The sequence below is a fragment of the Actinomadura sp. KC06 genome, from assembly GCF_004348735.1.
Classification (GTDB): domain Bacteria; phylum Actinomycetota; class Actinomycetes; order Streptosporangiales; family Streptosporangiaceae; genus Spirillospora.
On sequence record NZ_SMKT01000185.1, the window covers coordinates 1 to 15,456 of the forward strand.

At 71.7% G+C, this 15,456-nt stretch carries 18 protein-coding genes; 9 read left to right on the forward strand and 9 right to left on the reverse strand.

Features of this window, described 5'->3' with window-relative positions; genetic code table 11:
- Positions 1-324: 324 nt before the first annotated feature.
- Entirely contained in the window at positions 325-1,875 is a 1,551-nt protein-coding gene (locus E1287_RS36475) for a tetratricopeptide repeat protein (protein WP_131969845.1), read from the reverse strand.
- A gap of 96 nt (positions 1,876-1,971) precedes the next feature.
- Positions 1,972-2,367 (reverse strand): VOC family protein, encoded by a 396-nt coding sequence (locus E1287_RS36480; RefSeq protein WP_131969846.1) that lies wholly within the window; start codon positions 2,365-2,367, stop codon positions 1,972-1,974.
- Positions 2,368-2,509: 142 nt separating this feature from the next.
- On the opposite strand from E1287_RS36480, the gene E1287_RS36485 reads away from it, so the two are divergent.
- Positions 2,510-3,148 (forward strand): phosphatase PAP2 family protein, encoded by a 639-nt coding sequence (locus E1287_RS36485; protein ID WP_165969382.1) that lies wholly within the window; start codon positions 2,510-2,512, stop codon positions 3,146-3,148.
- Positions 3,145-3,918, forward strand: a complete 774-nt coding sequence (locus tag E1287_RS36490) for a class I SAM-dependent methyltransferase (protein WP_131969848.1) — start codon at positions 3,145-3,147, stop codon at positions 3,916-3,918. The genes E1287_RS36485 and E1287_RS36490 overlap by 4 nt, the downstream gene beginning before the upstream one ends.
- Position 3,919: 1 nt before the next feature.
- Here the strand turns inward: E1287_RS36490 and E1287_RS36495 are convergent, their stop codons facing one another.
- Positions 3,920-4,372, reverse strand: a complete 453-nt coding sequence (locus E1287_RS36495; RefSeq protein WP_131969849.1) for a VOC family protein — start codon at positions 4,370-4,372, stop codon at positions 3,920-3,922.
- A gap of 21 nt (positions 4,373-4,393) precedes the next feature.
- Between E1287_RS36495 and E1287_RS36500 the strand changes: the two genes are divergently transcribed.
- Together E1287_RS36500 and E1287_RS36505 are read left to right on the forward strand one after the other, a co-directional pair.
- The gene (locus E1287_RS36500; RefSeq protein ID WP_131969850.1) at positions 4,394-5,005 is read left to right on the forward strand and encodes a CGNR zinc finger domain-containing protein; all 612 of its coding nucleotides are present in this window, start codon (positions 4,394-4,396) and stop codon (positions 5,003-5,005) included.
- 18 nt (positions 5,006-5,023) lie between these two features.
- Positions 5,024-5,428 (forward strand): VOC family protein, encoded by a 405-nt coding sequence (locus E1287_RS36505; RefSeq protein WP_131969851.1) that lies wholly within the window; start codon positions 5,024-5,026, stop codon positions 5,426-5,428.
- Positions 5,429-5,436: 8 nt separating this feature from the next.
- Here the strand turns inward: E1287_RS36505 and E1287_RS36510 are convergent, their stop codons facing one another.
- A complete protein-coding gene (locus E1287_RS36510; RefSeq protein WP_131969852.1) occupies positions 5,437-6,000 on the reverse strand; it encodes a hypothetical protein in 564 nt (187 codons plus the stop codon).
- 180 nt (positions 6,001-6,180) lie between these two features.
- Between E1287_RS36510 and E1287_RS36515 the strand changes: the two genes are divergently transcribed.
- A complete protein-coding gene (locus tag E1287_RS36515; protein WP_131969853.1) occupies positions 6,181-6,774 on the forward strand; it encodes a putative glycolipid-binding domain-containing protein in 594 nt (197 codons plus the stop codon).
- 73 nt (positions 6,775-6,847) lie between these two features.
- A complete protein-coding gene (locus tag E1287_RS36520; protein ID WP_131969854.1) occupies positions 6,848-7,255 on the forward strand; it encodes a RidA family protein in 408 nt (135 codons plus the stop codon).
- A gap of 24 nt (positions 7,256-7,279) precedes the next feature.
- On the opposite strand, the gene E1287_RS36525 is transcribed toward E1287_RS36520, so the two are convergent.
- From E1287_RS36525 to E1287_RS36545, 5 genes are all read right to left on the reverse strand, one after another.
- Entirely contained in the window at positions 7,280-7,945 is a 666-nt protein-coding gene (locus E1287_RS36525) for a dienelactone hydrolase family protein (RefSeq protein ID WP_131969855.1), read from the reverse strand.
- 53 nt (positions 7,946-7,998) lie between these two features.
- Positions 7,999-8,439, reverse strand: a complete 441-nt coding sequence (locus E1287_RS36530) for a hypothetical protein (RefSeq protein ID WP_165969383.1) — start codon at positions 8,437-8,439, stop codon at positions 7,999-8,001.
- A 52-nt stretch (positions 8,440-8,491) separates the two neighbouring features.
- Positions 8,492-9,712, reverse strand: coding sequence for a tetratricopeptide repeat protein (locus tag E1287_RS36535; RefSeq protein ID WP_131969857.1), 1,221 nt, complete (start codon positions 9,710-9,712; stop codon positions 8,492-8,494).
- A complete protein-coding gene (locus tag E1287_RS46050) occupies positions 9,709-11,058 on the reverse strand; it encodes an ATP-binding protein (RefSeq protein ID WP_131969858.1) in 1,350 nt (449 codons plus the stop codon). Before E1287_RS46050 ends, E1287_RS36535 begins: the two co-directional genes overlap by 4 nt.
- A gap of 78 nt (positions 11,059-11,136) precedes the next feature.
- Positions 11,137-11,559: a PGPGW domain-containing protein gene (locus tag E1287_RS36545; protein ID WP_131969859.1), complete on the reverse strand. Its 423-nt coding sequence runs from the start codon at positions 11,557-11,559 to the stop codon at positions 11,137-11,139.
- 76 nt (positions 11,560-11,635) lie between these two features.
- Here E1287_RS36545 and E1287_RS36550 point away from each other — a divergent pair, with 76 nt between their 5' ends.
- The 3 genes from E1287_RS36550 to E1287_RS36560 all read left to right on the forward strand — a co-directional run bounded on the left by E1287_RS36550 (position 11,636) and on the right by E1287_RS36560 (position 15,419).
- Positions 11,636-12,547: a cobalamin-binding protein gene (locus tag E1287_RS36550; RefSeq protein WP_131969860.1), complete on the forward strand. Its 912-nt coding sequence runs from the start codon at positions 11,636-11,638 to the stop codon at positions 12,545-12,547.
- 117 nt (positions 12,548-12,664) lie between these two features.
- A complete protein-coding gene (locus tag E1287_RS36555) occupies positions 12,665-13,756 on the forward strand; it encodes an acyltransferase family protein (protein ID WP_131969861.1) in 1,092 nt (363 codons plus the stop codon).
- A 244-nt stretch (positions 13,757-14,000) separates the two neighbouring features.
- Positions 14,001-15,419, forward strand: coding sequence for a bifunctional cytidylyltransferase/SDR family oxidoreductase (locus tag E1287_RS36560; RefSeq protein WP_131969862.1), 1,419 nt, complete (start codon positions 14,001-14,003; stop codon positions 15,417-15,419).
- The last annotated feature ends 37 nt before the right edge of the window (positions 15,420-15,456 follow it).

Sequence of the window (15,456 nt, forward strand, 5' to 3'; positions counted from 1 at the left end):
CCCCCGCCCCCATCCCCGGCTGACGCCCCGGGGATTCACGCGGCGAAGCCGACAGAGGCGGACGCTCCTCGACCGGCAACTCAGATCTCTGAACAAACCCATCCGCTTCATCACCGTTTCGTCCCGTGACGGGATGCGGATTCGGATGAGCACTGGGAGGCGGGACCACCAGGACGATCCCGACCGCCAGGACCACCGATGCCCACAGACGTCCGATGAATCGGGGGGCTGCCCACACGCCCTCTCGCATTTCCTGGGCCATGCTTTGCGAAACCCACTGATCACGAACCGGAACGCAAAGTCCCTATCCGCGACCAGGACACATCACCCGCCGGGCGCGGTTTCCACGCCGCTGCTGATCCTGATGATGCGGTCGTCGAGGTCGAAGAACACGGCCAGGCGATACGGGCTTTCGCCGTCCAGGCGCCGCCCCTGGACGCAAGCGGCCGTGTTCGCGACGATCCTGGCGCCGTCGCGGCTGAGGACGGCATTGACCTCCGGGTGCTCCTTGGCCCTCTCCGGCGGGCAGTGGACGGTGATGCGGTGCCCGTCGCCCGATTCGACGACGATGACCGCGGACGATTCGCCGATCTCGAACCCGTGGTGCTCCATGAAGCCACGGACCACACGGCGCTGCTCATTCGGCCAGACCTCGGCCGCCCGCATGAGAAGGCGGGGAACGGCCGGCCGGTCGAACTCCGCGTCGGGAAGGCCCGGATCGTCGGAGGCCAGGACGAGTTTCCCCTTCCCGTCATTGACCGTGACGAAGCTGACCCCCTTCGCGCCGATCAGTGGTGCGGCGGAAAGGGCCATCGTGAACGCGCCCTCGGCCGGACGGTTGAACCGGGAGAAGTCGAGATGGCCCGCGATCAATTCGGGAATCTGGTGACGTTCGCCGAATTCCCGGATGGTGCGCAGGTTCGCCAAGGCAGGCAGATCCTGGTCCCAGCTCGGGTTGTCCCACGTCCACAGCCAGGTCTGGGAAAGGTTCGAGAAGCTGCCCAGGACGGTGAGGCCCCGCAGGGTGCGGCCGTCCAGCGTCATGGTCGCCGCTTCCGGGTCCCATTCGACGTAGTCCATCGTGAAGGCGTCGATGAAGGCGTCCTGCTGCTGGATCGCGGCTGCGGCGCCCTCACTCGCGAACGCCTGGAACTCCGGGCTGTAGAAGGTCGGCCCGTCCGGGAACTCACCCCAGAAGCGGGCCATCCGGTCCCGTCCCGCGTTCGCGTAGATGTCGCTGAGCCGGCGCGCCGACCTCTTGTCGCCGGCCTCCAGGACAGCCCTGCGCAGCCAGACGACGCCCTCGTTCACATTCCGCTGCTCCAGATGGACGCCCGCTATCGCGGCGGCGGCACCGGGATGCTTGAGATCCGCGGCGCGCCGCCACGCCTCCATGCGCTTTCCGGGTTCACCCCGGTCCTGCCAGACGAACCCCAGGTTGTAGGCGGCGATGGCGTTGCCGTGGTCGGCCGCCCGGCCGTACCATTCCGCGGCGGCGACGAGATCGCCCTTCCCGTCGTCGTCATAGATCGCCCCGAGGTTGGACGCCGCCTTGTCGTCCGACTCCAGTTCCCAGGCGCGCTCGTAGCACCGCTTCGCCTCGTCCACGGCGCCTCGATCGCGCAGCAGCACGCCCAGGTTGAGGTTGCCCCCCGGCACACCAAGCTCCGCCGCGCGCCGGCACCACTCCTCGGCCCCGGCCTTGTCGCCCCGGCTCAGCAGCAGCCCGGCGAGGTCGAGGGCGGCGACCGCACGGCCCTGCTCGAAAGCCTCCCGGAAGCACCGCTCCGCCTCCGCCGCATCGCCCCCGCGCTGCGCCCGGAGCCCCTCCTCATGCAGGACGATCGCCTCAGCCGGCTGTCCGGCATCGCTCATTGGGGGACTCCTCGTCGCTCCATCTGGGCCGCTTGATCGTAAGGAACGACGCAGAGGAACGAGCCCGGGTTCGCCCGAATCGGCACGGGCGGTTCGTCAGGTGGCGGTCGCGACCTTCCACAGGTGGCCGTCGGGGTCGCTGAAGTAGCCGGAGTATCCGCCCCATTCGGCGCCGGTCGCCTCCTTGACCACGGTGCCGCCGGCCGCCGCCGCGGCGCGCAGCACCTCGTCCACCGTGTCGCGGGAGTCGGTGATGAAGTGGAACGAGGAGCCGCGGAAGCCCGATCCCTCCGCGGAGACACCGGCGTCCTCCGCCGCCGCCTCCCACTTGTACAGGACCAGCGACGAGGATCCCTCGCCCAGGTCGCATTTGACGTAGTCGCCGTAGTCCTGGACGATCTCGCAGCCCAGGCCCTCCCCGTAGAACTTCTTGGCGCGCGCCACATCCGTGACGCCGATCATGATGGCGCTGACCTTCAACGTTGCTTTCATGGCGCTCACGCTAGGCGCGGCCCACCATGGACGCTTCTCGATTCCTGATCGGTCCGGCGAAAGGTCGTCCGCCCGGTCCTCAGGGTTCTCTCGGGGTTGATCCCCGATGCCCGAAGATCCATTGGCTCGTACCGTGCCTTTCATGACTGATCATTCAACGTCGATGAGGACGTGGCGGCTCAGGGCGGCGGCGGCGGGCGGTCTGTGCCTGGCCGCCATGGTGATCGCCGGAATCGCGCTGGGCGACCGCGTCCCGCCCCTGGACACCTGGATCGTCGGCCACCTGTACTCCCGGCCGGAGACGGCGCCCGCGACGGTCGCCACCGTGATCAGCGGTGCCGGGACGATCGTCGGGCTCGTCCTGCTGCTGGCGGCCGCGGCCGCGCTCCTTCGGCGGTGGCGGGCGGGAAGCGCCCGGCTGCTCCCGCGGCACGGGGTGCTGCTCGTGGCGTGCCTGGCCACCGTGGCGCTGCAGGCGGCCTTCCGGCGTCCGGGGCCGCCGGTCACGTCCCAGGACTGGACCTACCCGAGCGGGCACGTGACAGTACTCGCCGCGCTGGCCTTCACCGCCTTCGTGATCAGCTTGGAGCTGACCGCCGCGTGGCGCGCCACCGTGCTCGCCGCGAGCGTGACGACGCTGGCGGCGGTGTCGGCCAGCCGCGTCACGCTGGGCGAGCACTACCTGGTCGACGTGGTCGCCGCGCTGTTCGCCACGGTCGGCGCCGGGCTGCTGGCCGTCGCCGCCCTGAACCTCCGGCCGCGGCACCGGGTGCCGGGATGACGGGTGCCGCCGGGGACTGGCGGGCGGCCAACCGCGCGAGCTGGGACGAGCGCGTCCCCATCCACCTCGCCGGACCGTTCTACGACCTGCCCGGCTTCGTGGCGGGCCGGGACACGCTCCGGGACTTCGAGGACGCCGAGGTCGGGGACGTCAGCGGCAAGACGCTGCTGCACCTGCAGTGCCATATCGGGCTCGACACCCTGTCCTGGGCGCGGCGCGGAGCCGTCGTCACCGGCCTCGACTTCTCCGCGCCCGCCGTGAACGCCGCCCGTGATCTCGCCGCGCGGATCGGCGTCCGCACGGCCCGCTTCGTCATCGCCGACGTGTACGACGCCGTCCACGCGCTGGACGCGCGGACCTTCGACATCGTCTACACCGGCATCGGCGCGCTGTGCTGGCTTCCGGACATCACCCGCTGGGCGCGGACGGCGGCGGCACTCGTCGCCCCCGGCGGCTTCCTCTACCTCGCCGAGCACCATCCCGTCGCCGACGTCCTCGCCGACGACGGCCGCACCTTCGAACACGACTACTTCCAGCGCGGCCCGATCGTCGTGGACGAGCCCGGCACCTACGCCGACCGCGACGCGCCCACCACCGAGACGCTGACCATCGAGTGGCAGCACGGCATCGGCGAGGTCGTCAGCGCCCTGGCCTCCGCCGGGCTGCGCCTGGAGTTCCTGCACGAGCACGACCGCGGGCATTTCCGCCTTCCCGCGGAGGGGACGGGGGTTCCGCAGCTCTACTCGCTCTTCGCGTCGAAGGGCGCTTAGGTCAGGCGGCGCAGAATTCGTTGCCTTCGGGGTCTCGCATGACCCACCAGTGTCCGGCCGGGCCCTGGTCCTGTTCGAGGACGCGGGTCGCCCCCAGGCCCTCCAACCGGGTCACGAGCTCGTCGAGGCCGCCGGGCTCGCTGTGGATGTCGATGTGCAGGCGGTTCTTGCCGGACTTGCTCTCGGGGACGTCCTGGAACAGCAGCCGCCGCCCCTGGCCGACGCCGCTGGTCTGGTCGAACGGGTCGTCGGGGTGGCGGATCGCGGCGTAGCCGCGGAAGGTCTTGCGGCCGCGGTGCTCGACGACCGCCTCCTCGCCGATCCGCCCGGCCGCCAGCAACTGCTCGATGAGCGCGCTGGGGTCCTCCACCTCGTAGCCGAGGGCCGCGGCCCAGAAGTCCGCGAGCGTGGACGCGTCGCCGCTGTCGATGACCAGCTTCCATCCCAGTGCCATGTAACCAGTTATAGTGGTTACATGGGCACCGACGCAAGCAAGGGGCTGACGCTGCGCTCCCATACCGGTTTCGAGTTCCGCTTCGATCCCGGCGCGCTGTCCTTGGAGCTGCTGACCACCGGCGGCCCCGGCCCGTACCGGCGTTTCGAGGTCCTGCACGAGCCCGCCGACCTGGCCGACTGGGCGGAGCGGTCGCGGCTGGCCCCGACGCCCCGGCTGGAGATCACAGAGGCCGAGGTGGCGGACGCCCGGGCGCTGCGCGACGCACTGTTCCGGGTGGTGATCGTCCACCTGCGGGGGGAGCCGTACCCGGCCGGTGAGCTGGAAACCGTCAACCTGGCGGCCGCCCGCCCGGCCCTTGCGCCCGCCGTCACGCCGGACGGGCGGCGGCGGTGGGCCGAGCCGTCCAGCGGTACGAATCTGCTGGCCACCGTCGCGCGGGACGCCGTGGAACTGCTGTCCGGCCCATTCGCGCACCGCATCCGCACCTGCGCCGCCGACAGCTGCGAACTCGTCTACGTCGACACCTCGCGTCCCGGCCGCCGCCGGTGGTGTTCGATGGAGCACTGCGGCAACCGGCACAAGGTCAAGGCGCTTCGCGCCCGCAATTCCGAGCAGATACACCCTGACTGATCAGAAGGAGAGAACGACATGCTGAACGCCGGACGCGTGGCCACGAGACTTCCCGTGCAGGACATGGACCGGGCGCGAGCCTTCTACTCCGAGAAACTCGGCCTGGAACCGAGCGAGGAGCGGCCGGGCGGCCTTCTCTACCGCTGCGCCGGCGGCGAGTTCGCGCTGTTCCTGTCCTCGGGCGCGTCCTCGGGGACGCACACCCAGATGGGCTTCGAGGTCGATGACATCGACGCGGTCGTCGCGGAGCTCCGGAAGCGGGGCGTGGTCTTCGAGGAGTACGACGCGCCGGGCTTCACGACGGTGGACGGGATCACCGAGGTCGAAGGCAACTACCCGAGCAAGGGCGGCACCGGCGAACGGGGCGTCTGGTTCCACGACAGCGAGGGCAACCTGATCGGGATCGGCCAGCCGATCCGCTGAGCGCGGCGTCATCGCCCGGTGCCCGCGGAGCGGCGGGCGCGGCTCGTCCGGCGGATGCGGCCCCAGGGCTTCGCCACCGCCAGGACGGTCGCCAGCGTCAGCGTCACCAGCGACACCGCGGGCGGGAAGAACAGGTTGGAGATGCCCGCCGGCTCTGGCGCCCCGTTGACCAGGTCGCGTCCGTAGGCGCCGACCTCGTCCATGCCCGGACGCAGCGCCACCAGGATGAGCGTGCACAGGACGATGTTGAGCACCAGCTTGATCGCGACCCACCAGTACCGCACGAGTCCCCATCGCGTGCCCAGGCCCAGGATGATCCCGGTGATCAGGCTGAGCGACCCGGCGCCCAGCATGGGCCACACGACGAAGGTCGCCAGCGCCTCGTATGCCAGCCCGCGTACCTCGTCGCTGCTGCCGAACCTCCCGGTCAGCACCAGCACCGCCACCATCACATCGATCCCGATCCACGCCCCGGCGGACACGATGTGCGTGACGAGCACCGTCTTGCGCCAGCGGCGTCCGAGCTTGAACCAGCCGTCCGGCCGCCCGGGCTTCGTCTCACGTACCGCCATGTCGTCACGTCCTTTCAGTAGTGGAACCGCACGAACGACGATCGCCTCTCGCAGTCCGGATGCCGTCCGCTACAGGACGACACTGCGGGTACGACATCCGGCGCATACCACGGTCCGCGGCTACGCCGGGTGAGGTACCGGACGGACGGCGGCCACGACCGGGATGCCAGGATGGCGATCATGACTTTCGCCGAACCGCCGTCCGGCGCGGCCTGGGAGCACCGTGACGCCCGCACCGGCTTCGAGGTCCTCCGCACGAGCCGCGGCCAGGCCGGTGGCTGGACGCTGCACGGAACGACCACGGCCGTCGAGAACGGGACGGCCTGGGCCGTCGAGTACGTCATCGAGGTGGACGACGGCTGGCGCACGCGCCGCGCCCGCGTCCGGCACCCCCTGGCCGGACGCCCCGGCGAGCCGACCGGCGTGACCCTTGAGAAGACGGCGGACGGCCGATGGCTGGTCGACGGACGGCACGCCCCCGGCCTGGACGGCTGCGTCGACGTCGATCTCGAATCGTCCGCGATGACGAACGCGCTGCCCGTGCACCGGCTCCGCCTGGACGTCGACGAGGCCGCGGACGCGCCGGCCGCCTACGTCCGGGCCGCTGATCTGGTCGTCGACCGCCTGGAGCAGTCCTACACCCGGCTGCCCGACACCGCCGGACGGCAGTGCTACGCCTACGCGGCCCCGGCCTTCGACTTCACCGCACGCCTGGTCTATGACGAGTCAGGCTTCGTCCTGGACTATCCCGGCCTGGCCGTCCGCCGCGCCTAGAACCGGGCAGGCGGTGCCCAGGGGCGGTGAGGTCCTATGTTTTGAGGCGTATCGACACCCAGGAGGACAGCCAATGGCCGTGACGACGATGAACCCCGATGGGCTGCCGAAGCCCGAGGTCTACCGGCAGCTCTCGATCGCCACCGGTTCGAGGACGGTGTACCTCGCCGGCCAGGTCGCGCGGGACGCCGAAGGCGGGAAGGTCGGCGAGGGCGACTTCGCGGCCCAGGTCGAGCAGGCTCTGCTGAACGTGGGCACGGCGCTGGCCGCGGCCGGCGGCTCGTTCGACGACGTCGCCAAGATGACCATCTACGTCGTCGACTGGACCCCGGACAAGATGGCGTTGCTGGGCGAGGGCGTCGCGCGGGCGGCGCAGCGGATGGGGATCGACCCGGTCAAGCCGGTCACGCTGCTGGGCGTCGCGACCCTCGCCGAGCCCGACCTCATGGTCGAGATCGAGGCCGTCGCCGTCCTCGACTGAAGGCCGCCGGGGCCGGGCGGCCGGTCACGAGACGGGCGCGTGCTGGGTCAGGTAGCGGTCGAACCAGCGGGCGGCCATGTCCGTGACCTGCTCCAGGGTGCCGGGCTCCTCGAACAGGTGCGACGCGTGCGGCACCACTTCCAGCCGGTGGACGGCGCCGTGCATGCGTCCGGCGGCGTCGTCGTTCAGCCGCAGCACCTCCGGGTCGCGGGCGCCCACGATCAGCAGGACCGGCGCGGCGACCCGCCTCAGCGCGTCGCCCGCGAGGTCCGGGCGGCCGCCGCGCGACACCACGGCGCCGACCCGTCCGGGACGTTCCGCCGCCGCGGCCAGCGCCGCCGCCGCGCCGGTGCTCGCGCCGAACAGCCCGATCGGGAAGCCGGTGGTCGGCGGCGCGGCGGCGATCCAGTCGATCGCGCCGGCGAGCCGCCGGGTCAGCAGGCCGATGTCGAAGCGCAGCTCGGCGGTGACGGCGTCCCGCTCGTCCTCCTCGGCGGTGAGCAGGTCGATCAGCAGCGTGCCGATCCCCGCCCGGTTGAGGCCCGCGGCGACGGCCCGGTTGCGGGGGCTGAGCCGGGAACTGCCGCTGCCGTGCGCGAAGAGCACCACGCCGCCCGGCTGGTCGGGCAGGGCGAGATCGCCGGGCAGCGCCGCGTCCGCGAGCTCGATCGTCACTTCTGCGGTGTTCATACCGCGTGGCTACCCCGCCGCCGACCCGCCATGCCGCCCGCCGTGCCGGACGCTCAGTGCGGGACGGGCGCGTCGGACCGGCTCTCGTCGCGCTCCGACCGGCGGACGGTGAAGAACCCGATCAGCGCGGCCAGCGCGGCGACGGCCTCCCCCGCGAGGCTGATCGTCTTGTCGGCGTACCAGGACGGGTCGTACATCCGCGGAATCGGACCCAGCCGCCCGAAATCGACGAAGTAATAGAGCAGCACGGCCCCGGCCGCGCTTGCCGCGACGACGAACGCGATCGCGTACGTCCACCGGCGCGCCCAGAAAAGGACGAGGAGGCCCGCGACGGCGGCCGCGATCGCCTGGGCGTAGAAAAGATCGTCGCCGTGGATGGTGCCGCTCGGTGTGTTGGGTCCCGGCGCCATGTCGGGCGCGAACCGCCAGTGGACGACGGCGTCCGCCGCCAGCCCTCCGGCCACGAGTACACGAAGAAGAATGCCCATACCCATTGCACGGTGATACCCGCTCCAGGGATCAATTCCCGGAACGAATTTCGCCCGATCAGGCCGGCCGCTTCGCAATGATCATCGCGAGCCAGGTGGACGCCATCGCGGCGTAAAAGGTCAGCAACGCCGCGACCGGGACCCAGTCGAGATGCGGGGCCGCGTACGCCAGCGGGGTCAGGACGGCGACGAACGCGCCGAGCGTCCCGGCCAGCAGCACGAACGCCGTGCGGCGTCGGCCGTCGAGCAGCGCCGCCTCCTGGACGGGCATGACCAGCGAGAGGAAGGCGATTCCGGGGAGCACGAGCGCGGGCGTCCACAGTGCTGTGGACAGCGCGAGCAGCACCGCGCCCGTCCCCGCGAATCCGGCGGCGACGCGCGCGGCCGTGACCTCGGCGTCGTCAAGGAGCCGCCGGGTTCCCGGATCGCGGGCCAGCCGGAGCGTGACCCCGGCCCGGATCACCCAGTTCAGCCAGAACGCCCAGGTCAGCAGGATCATGAACACGAACCACGGCGGGAACAGCACGGCGGCGATGTTCAGCAGGATCTCGCGGCGCGAGCGGTTCCGGACCCGCGCGAGCACCACGTCCAGGCCGCGCAACCGGTTGCGGCGTTTGAGGGCCCGCAGCAGGAGGGCCCCGCCGTCCGACGTCTCGGGCGCCAGGCGCAGCGCCTCGCGGAACGACCCGGCGGCGGTGCGGGGATCGCCGGTCGCCAGCGCGACGGCCCCGTGCGTGCGGTGCGCGCTCGCGCTCTCCGGGGCGAGCCGGACCGCCCGCGCCGCGTGCTCGCGGGCCCCGGCCGGGTCGCCGGTCTCGACCAGCGCCAGGCTCATGATCTTGGCGAGCTCGCCGTCGTCGGGCGCCAGCCGCAGCCCGGTCTCCGCGGCCTGGACGGCGAGCCGGTACTCGCGGACGGCGTAGTGCGCCCGGGCCAGCCTCTCGTAGACGACCGGCTGCTCCGCGTCGCAGGCCAGCGCGTCCTCGAAAGCGCGCAGCGCCCTGCGGGTGCGGTCGGCGTTGGACAGCACGACGCCCCTCACCCAGTGCCCGAACCAGGCGCCCGGACTCAGCGCGATGGCGCGGTCGGCCTCGTCCAGCGCCTCGGCCGCGTCGCCCTGGGCGGACAGCGCGAGCGCGACGATCATGTGCGCGCCCGCGTGCTCCGGCTCGCGCGCCAGCACGGCGCGGGCCTCCCGCTCGGCCTCGCCCGGACGGCGCAGTTGCAGCAGGAGCTGGGCCCGCGCGACCCTCTCCCGGGTGCCGGGCGCGGAGGTCATCGCCGCTTGCCGCCGAGCCACGGGAGCAGGTCGTCCCACACGCCGCTCTCGTTGGCGTGCATGACGTAGTTGCGCGCCGTGCCCATCCACTCGGTGACCGCCGTCGGACGCGCCGAACGCACCGCCCCCATCAGGTCGGCGGTGGACAGCGGCAGCGGGCGCCCGGCCCGCATCGCCTCCTCCAGCTTGGCCTCGACCGCCCGGTCCACGACGCCCTTCAGGTCGGCGCCGGCGAAACCGTCCGTGGCCTCGGACACCGCGCGGAAGTCCAGCTCGTCCAGCGGCACCTCACGGCACAGCAGCGCCAGGATCGCCGCACGCGCGGCCATGTCCGGCGGCGGGACGAAGACGAGCTGGTCGAACCGGCCGGGACGGCGGAACGCGCTGTCGACGTACCAGGGCGCGTTGGTGGCGGCGAGGATCAGCACGCCCTCGTTGGCGTCGCTCTCCACGCCGTCCATCTCGGCGAGGAACTGGTTGACGATCTGCCGGTTGTGGGCGCGGTTCATGTCCGCGCGGCGGGCGGCGAGCGCGTCGACCTCGTCGAAGAACAGCACGCAGGGACGGTTCCGGCGGGCGGCCTCGAACGTCGCGTGCAGGTTCCGCTCGCTCGACCCGATGTACATGTCGAGGATGTCGGACAGGCCGACGCTCATGAACGCCGCGCCCAGCTCCCCCGCGGCGGCCCGCGCGAGGTGGGTCTTCCCGCAGCCGGGCGGCCCGTACAGCAGGACCCCGCCGCCCGCCCGCTTCCCGTAGGCGGCGAACATCTCCGGCTGCTGGACGGGCAGCAGCAGCTTCATCCGCAGCGACTGCTTGACCTGCTCCATCCCGGCCACGTCCGCGAACGTGACGCCCGCCGTCCGCTCTTCGACGGCGTCGGACGGGCCGTCCACGGGCGGCGCGACGTCCGCCAGCGCGTGCGCCAAGGCGGGCTCGGGGGCCGGGGAATGGCCGAGCTTCACTTCGAAATCGGCGTCGGCGAGGGAGGAGTCACGGGCGACCGCCTCCCAGTAGCGCGGCCTGGCGGCGGGCACGTCCCCTTCGGCGACCAGCGCCTTCGCGACGATGAGGCCCGCTTTCGCCGGGCCTTCGCCTGGCCCGACCCGTTCCAGCGCCGCGAGGGCCGCGCCGTGCTTGCCCTGCCGAAGGAACACTTCGGCGAGGCTCGTCGCCAGTTCGGCGTCGCCGGGCGCCAGGGCGAGTGCCTCGCGGAACTCGTTCTCGGCGTCCAGGAGGAGGCCCGCGTCAAGGAGCTGCTCGGCCAGATGGCGCCGCAAGGGCAGGTTGTCCGGCGAGACGCGCACCGCCTCGCGCAGCGCGTCCAGCGCTCCCCGATCCGCCACAGATGCCAACCTTCCATCCCGGTGTGACAGAAAAAGCCCAGGGGCGATGATGTCACGGCCGGGGAGGGCCGGAGGCGGTCAGCGCGGCGGCTCGGCTCCCGCGGCCCGCGCCGCGCGGACGCGCCGGTAGCTCCAGTACAGCAACCCGTACAGGATGAAGCCGGACAGGATGAGCCCCGACCCCGTGCTCCACCCGGAGAGCGGCAGCTCCGGCACCAGCCCCCACGCCACGCCCGCGCCGAACAGCGCCAGCCCGGTCAGGATCGCGCCCGTGAGGCGCCACCACGAGGTCACGCTCTCCTCGGCGGCCTGGACCGCCCGGTCCCGCACGGGATCGACGTAGCGCTCCACCGCCGGGAACTCGCGCGCGAGGATGAGGAGACCGGCCAGGACCAGCAGCAGCCCGGGCCCCGGCAGGACCAGCAGCGCCACACCCGTCACCAGGACGACACCCCCGACGACGAGCACCCCGACACGCTTGGCATGCCTGCTGTACCCCATGCTTCCCCTCCACCCGTCCTCCGTGCCCCCAGCGTAGATCTTCCGCGGCCCCCTCCGGTCGATAGGGTCGGAGGGCATGCGCATCGTGTCGCTCCTGCCCGCCGCGACCGACATCGTCGCCGAGCTGGGTCTGGCCGCCGACCTCGTCGGACGCACGCACGAATGCGACTGGCCGCCCGACGTGATCGGCGCCGTCCCGGTCGTGACCGCCGCCGGTTTCGACGCGGACGCGATGAGCAGCCGGGAGATCTCCGGCGCCGTCAGCGGCGGCCACCACGGCTCGTCGATCTACACGCTGGACTCCGCCCTCCTCGCCGACCTCGCGCCTGACGTCGTCCTGACGCAGGACCTCTGCGAGCTGTGCGCGGTGTCGTACCGGCAGGTCACGGGCGCGCTCCGCGTCCTGGACGCCGGGCCGCGCGTCGTCAGCCTGGAGCCGGCGACCCTGCCCGACGTCCTCGGCTGCCTGACCGACGTCGGGGACATCCTCGGCGTCCCCGGCCGGGCCGCCGCGCGCCTGCGCACCCTCCGGGAGCGCCTCGACCGCGTGTCCGCCGCGGTCGATGGCCTGAACCGGCCACGTGTCGCGGCGATCGAATGGCTCGACCCGCTGTGGCCCGCCGGGCACTGGGTCCCCGAGCAGATCGGCGTCGCGGGCGGCGAACCGCTGCTGGCGGAGCCGGGCGAGCACACCGCCGCCATGACATGGGACGCGCTCAGGGCCGCGCGACCGGACGTGCTCCTCCTGATGCCGTGCGGTTTCAGCCCCGAACGCACCGATTCCGAATGGCGTCTCCTCACCCGGAATCCCGGCTGGGACGAGTTGCCGGCCGTCCGGGAAGGCAGGGTCTGGGTGCTGGACGGGCCGTCCTATTTCAACCGTCCCGGCCCGCGCGTGGTGCGAGGTGTGGAGGTGCTGGCGCACGTCCTGCACGGCGTGACGGCGGGCGACCCCGTCTCCCCCGGCGAGGCCCACCGCCTGCGATAGCCCGGCCCCGGCGCCTGCGCTAGCCCCGTCCGGAACGGCCGTGACCGGCGGATTTGCGGAGTCTGCACGATTTGGTCGGATATGCTCCACGAGCCCCTCTCAGGATTCAGAGCACCGATGACACAGACACCCGAGGCCGCCGTCGCGGGCGAGGCGACGGAGCCACGCGCACCCGAACGCGCGCGCGAGACGCACCCGGCGGCGGGCGGCGGCGCGGTCCCCCGGGCTCGCGATACGCACCTCGACAACGCCAAGTTCCTCGCGATCCTGCTCGTCGCGGTCGGGCACGGGATGGCGGGCCTGGACGACGTCGCGCTGGCCTCGGCGACCTACTACTTCTTCTACCTGTTCCACATGCCGGTGTTCGTCATGATCAGCGGCTATCTGTCGAAGCGGTTCACGCTCACCGACGACAAGGCCGTCCGGCTCGTCGGCGCCACCCTCGCCCCGTACGTGCTCTTCCAGACGGCGTACGCGCTGTTCGCCTGGGCGTTCGGCGACCGGCCGTTCGAGATCGGGCTGCTGAACCCGTACTACATCACCTGGTTCCTGCTGGCCCTGTTCGTCTGGCGGCTGCTCACGCCCATCTGGCGGCGGGCGCGGTTCCCGCTGGCGGGGGCCGTGCTGGTCGGCCTGCTGGCGTTCATGGGCGACCTCGGCGGCACGCTCGACATCTACCGGATCCTCGGGCTGATGCCGTTCTACGTGCTGGGTCTCGTGCTGCGGCCGGAGCTCCTGGAGATCGTCCGGCGCCCCGCCGCCCGCGTGCTCGGCGCCGTGACGCTGGCCGCCGGGTTCGCCGCCATGTTCGTCGCGTACCCGCGCATGGACGCGCGGTGGGTGCGCTGGACGCATTCCAACGCCGACATGGGCGTCGGCGAGCTGACCGGCACGCTGATGCGGATGGGGCTGCTCCTCACGGGCCTGGTGCTCATCTTCGCGTTCCTGGCCGTCGTCCCGTCCCGGCGCACGTGGTACACCGACCTCGGCGCCGCGACCCTCTACGCCTACCTTCTGCACGGATTCCTCACCCGGCTTTTCACTTTCACCGGGTGGAACGAGGCGGGCTGGCTCGACACCATTCCCGGCGTTCTGGTGATCGCGGGGGTGTGCTGCGCCGTCGCGACGCTGCTGTGCACGGGCCCCGTCCGCCGGGTGACGCGCTGGGCCGTCGAACCCGATATCCGGCCTTTGTTCAGCAAGCAGTGACCGATCGGTAGCCAACAGTTCTGACCGGTCACGCCCCGATCACGGCGAACTGCAAGATCGCTGAATTCGTCACATTCTCCCCCAGACCAGGTAGAGTTAACCGTCAGTTCTCCCCGTGTGCATCCATCGCCCTGCACAGCGCCGCAGCCCCGTCGCTCCCATGGATCCCACCGGTGACTGAACGGCTTCATCCTGGCGGCCCGTCACGGCCGCCTGACAGAAACAAGGGACGGTCGCATTGGGCATGGCGCCGCAGGGCGAACATCGGACCGTTGCCGTCATCCTGGCGGGTGGCAGCGGGCAACGGATGGGCCTCAGCACTCCGAAACAGCTCCTGAAGATCGCTGGAAAGACGATCCTGGAGCACACGTTGTGCGTCTTCGAGGAGGCGCCCGACATCGACGAGATCTTCGTTCTGATGAACCCCGGTTTCCTCCAGGACGCCGCGGAATGCGTGAAAAAGGCCGGCTGCACGAAGGTCACCGCCGTCCTTCCCGGCGGGACGTCCCGCAACGCGACGACCCAGCTCGCGCTGGACGCCCTCGCCGACCACCCGGCCGACACCACCAACGTGCTCTTCCACGACGCGGTCCGCCCGCTGCTGTCGCAGCGCATCATCCGCGACTGCGTGGCCGCGCTCCGCGAGCACCTGGCCGTGGACGTCGCCATCCCGTCCGCCGACACGATCATCCAGGTGGACGACGACGTCATCGTCGACGTCCCCCGCCGCGCGAACCTGCGCCGCGGCCAGACCCCGCAGGGCTTCCGCCTCGCCACGATCCGGGCCGCCTACGACAACGCCTGGCAGGACGAGGACTTCGAGGCGACCGACGACTGCTCGGTGGTGCTGCGCTACCTGCCCGGCACGCCGATCTACGTCGTCCCCGGCGACGACCACAACATGAAGGTCACCGAGCCGGTCGACATGTTCGTCGCGGACAAGCTGTTCCAGCTCGCCTCGTCCGACGCCCCCGACCTGACCGACGACCAGTACGCCGAGGCTCTGACCGGCAAGACCGTGGTCGTGTTCGGCGCGAGCCAGGGCATCGGCGCCGCCGTCGCGGAGCTGGCCCAGCGGTTCGGCGCCCGCGTCTTCGGCTACAGCCGCGGCGCCACCCGCACCCACGCCGAACGCCCGGACGACGTCGCCGCCGCCCTCGCGCAGGCGTACGCGGCGACCGGACGCGTCGACTTCGTCGTCAACACGGCGGGCGTGCTCCGGATCGGCCGCCTCGACACGATCGACCCCGAGGCGATCGAGGAGGCGCTGCGCGTCAACTACCTCGCGCCGATCCACATCGCCCGCGCCGCGTTCCCGTACCTCGCCAAGACCGGCGGGCAGCTGCTGCTCTACACGTCCAGCTCCTACACGCGCGGACGCGCCGAGTACAGCCTGTACTCCTCGGCGAAGGCGGCCACGGTCAACCTCACGCAGGCCCTGGCGGACGAGTGGTCCGCCGACGGCGTGCGCATCAACTGCATCAACCCTGAGCGGACGAGCACCCCGATGCGGACGCGGGCCTTCGGCGAAGAGCCCCCGCACAGCCTGCTCAGCGCCGACCAGGTGGCCAGGACGTCGTTGAACGTGCTGCTGTCCGGCCTCACCGGCCAGGTCATCGACGTCCGCCGCGAGGACCCGCTCACCAGCGGCCGCACCGGCTGACGAAGTCCACCCCGACTCGTTCCCCCGCGTCCCCCCG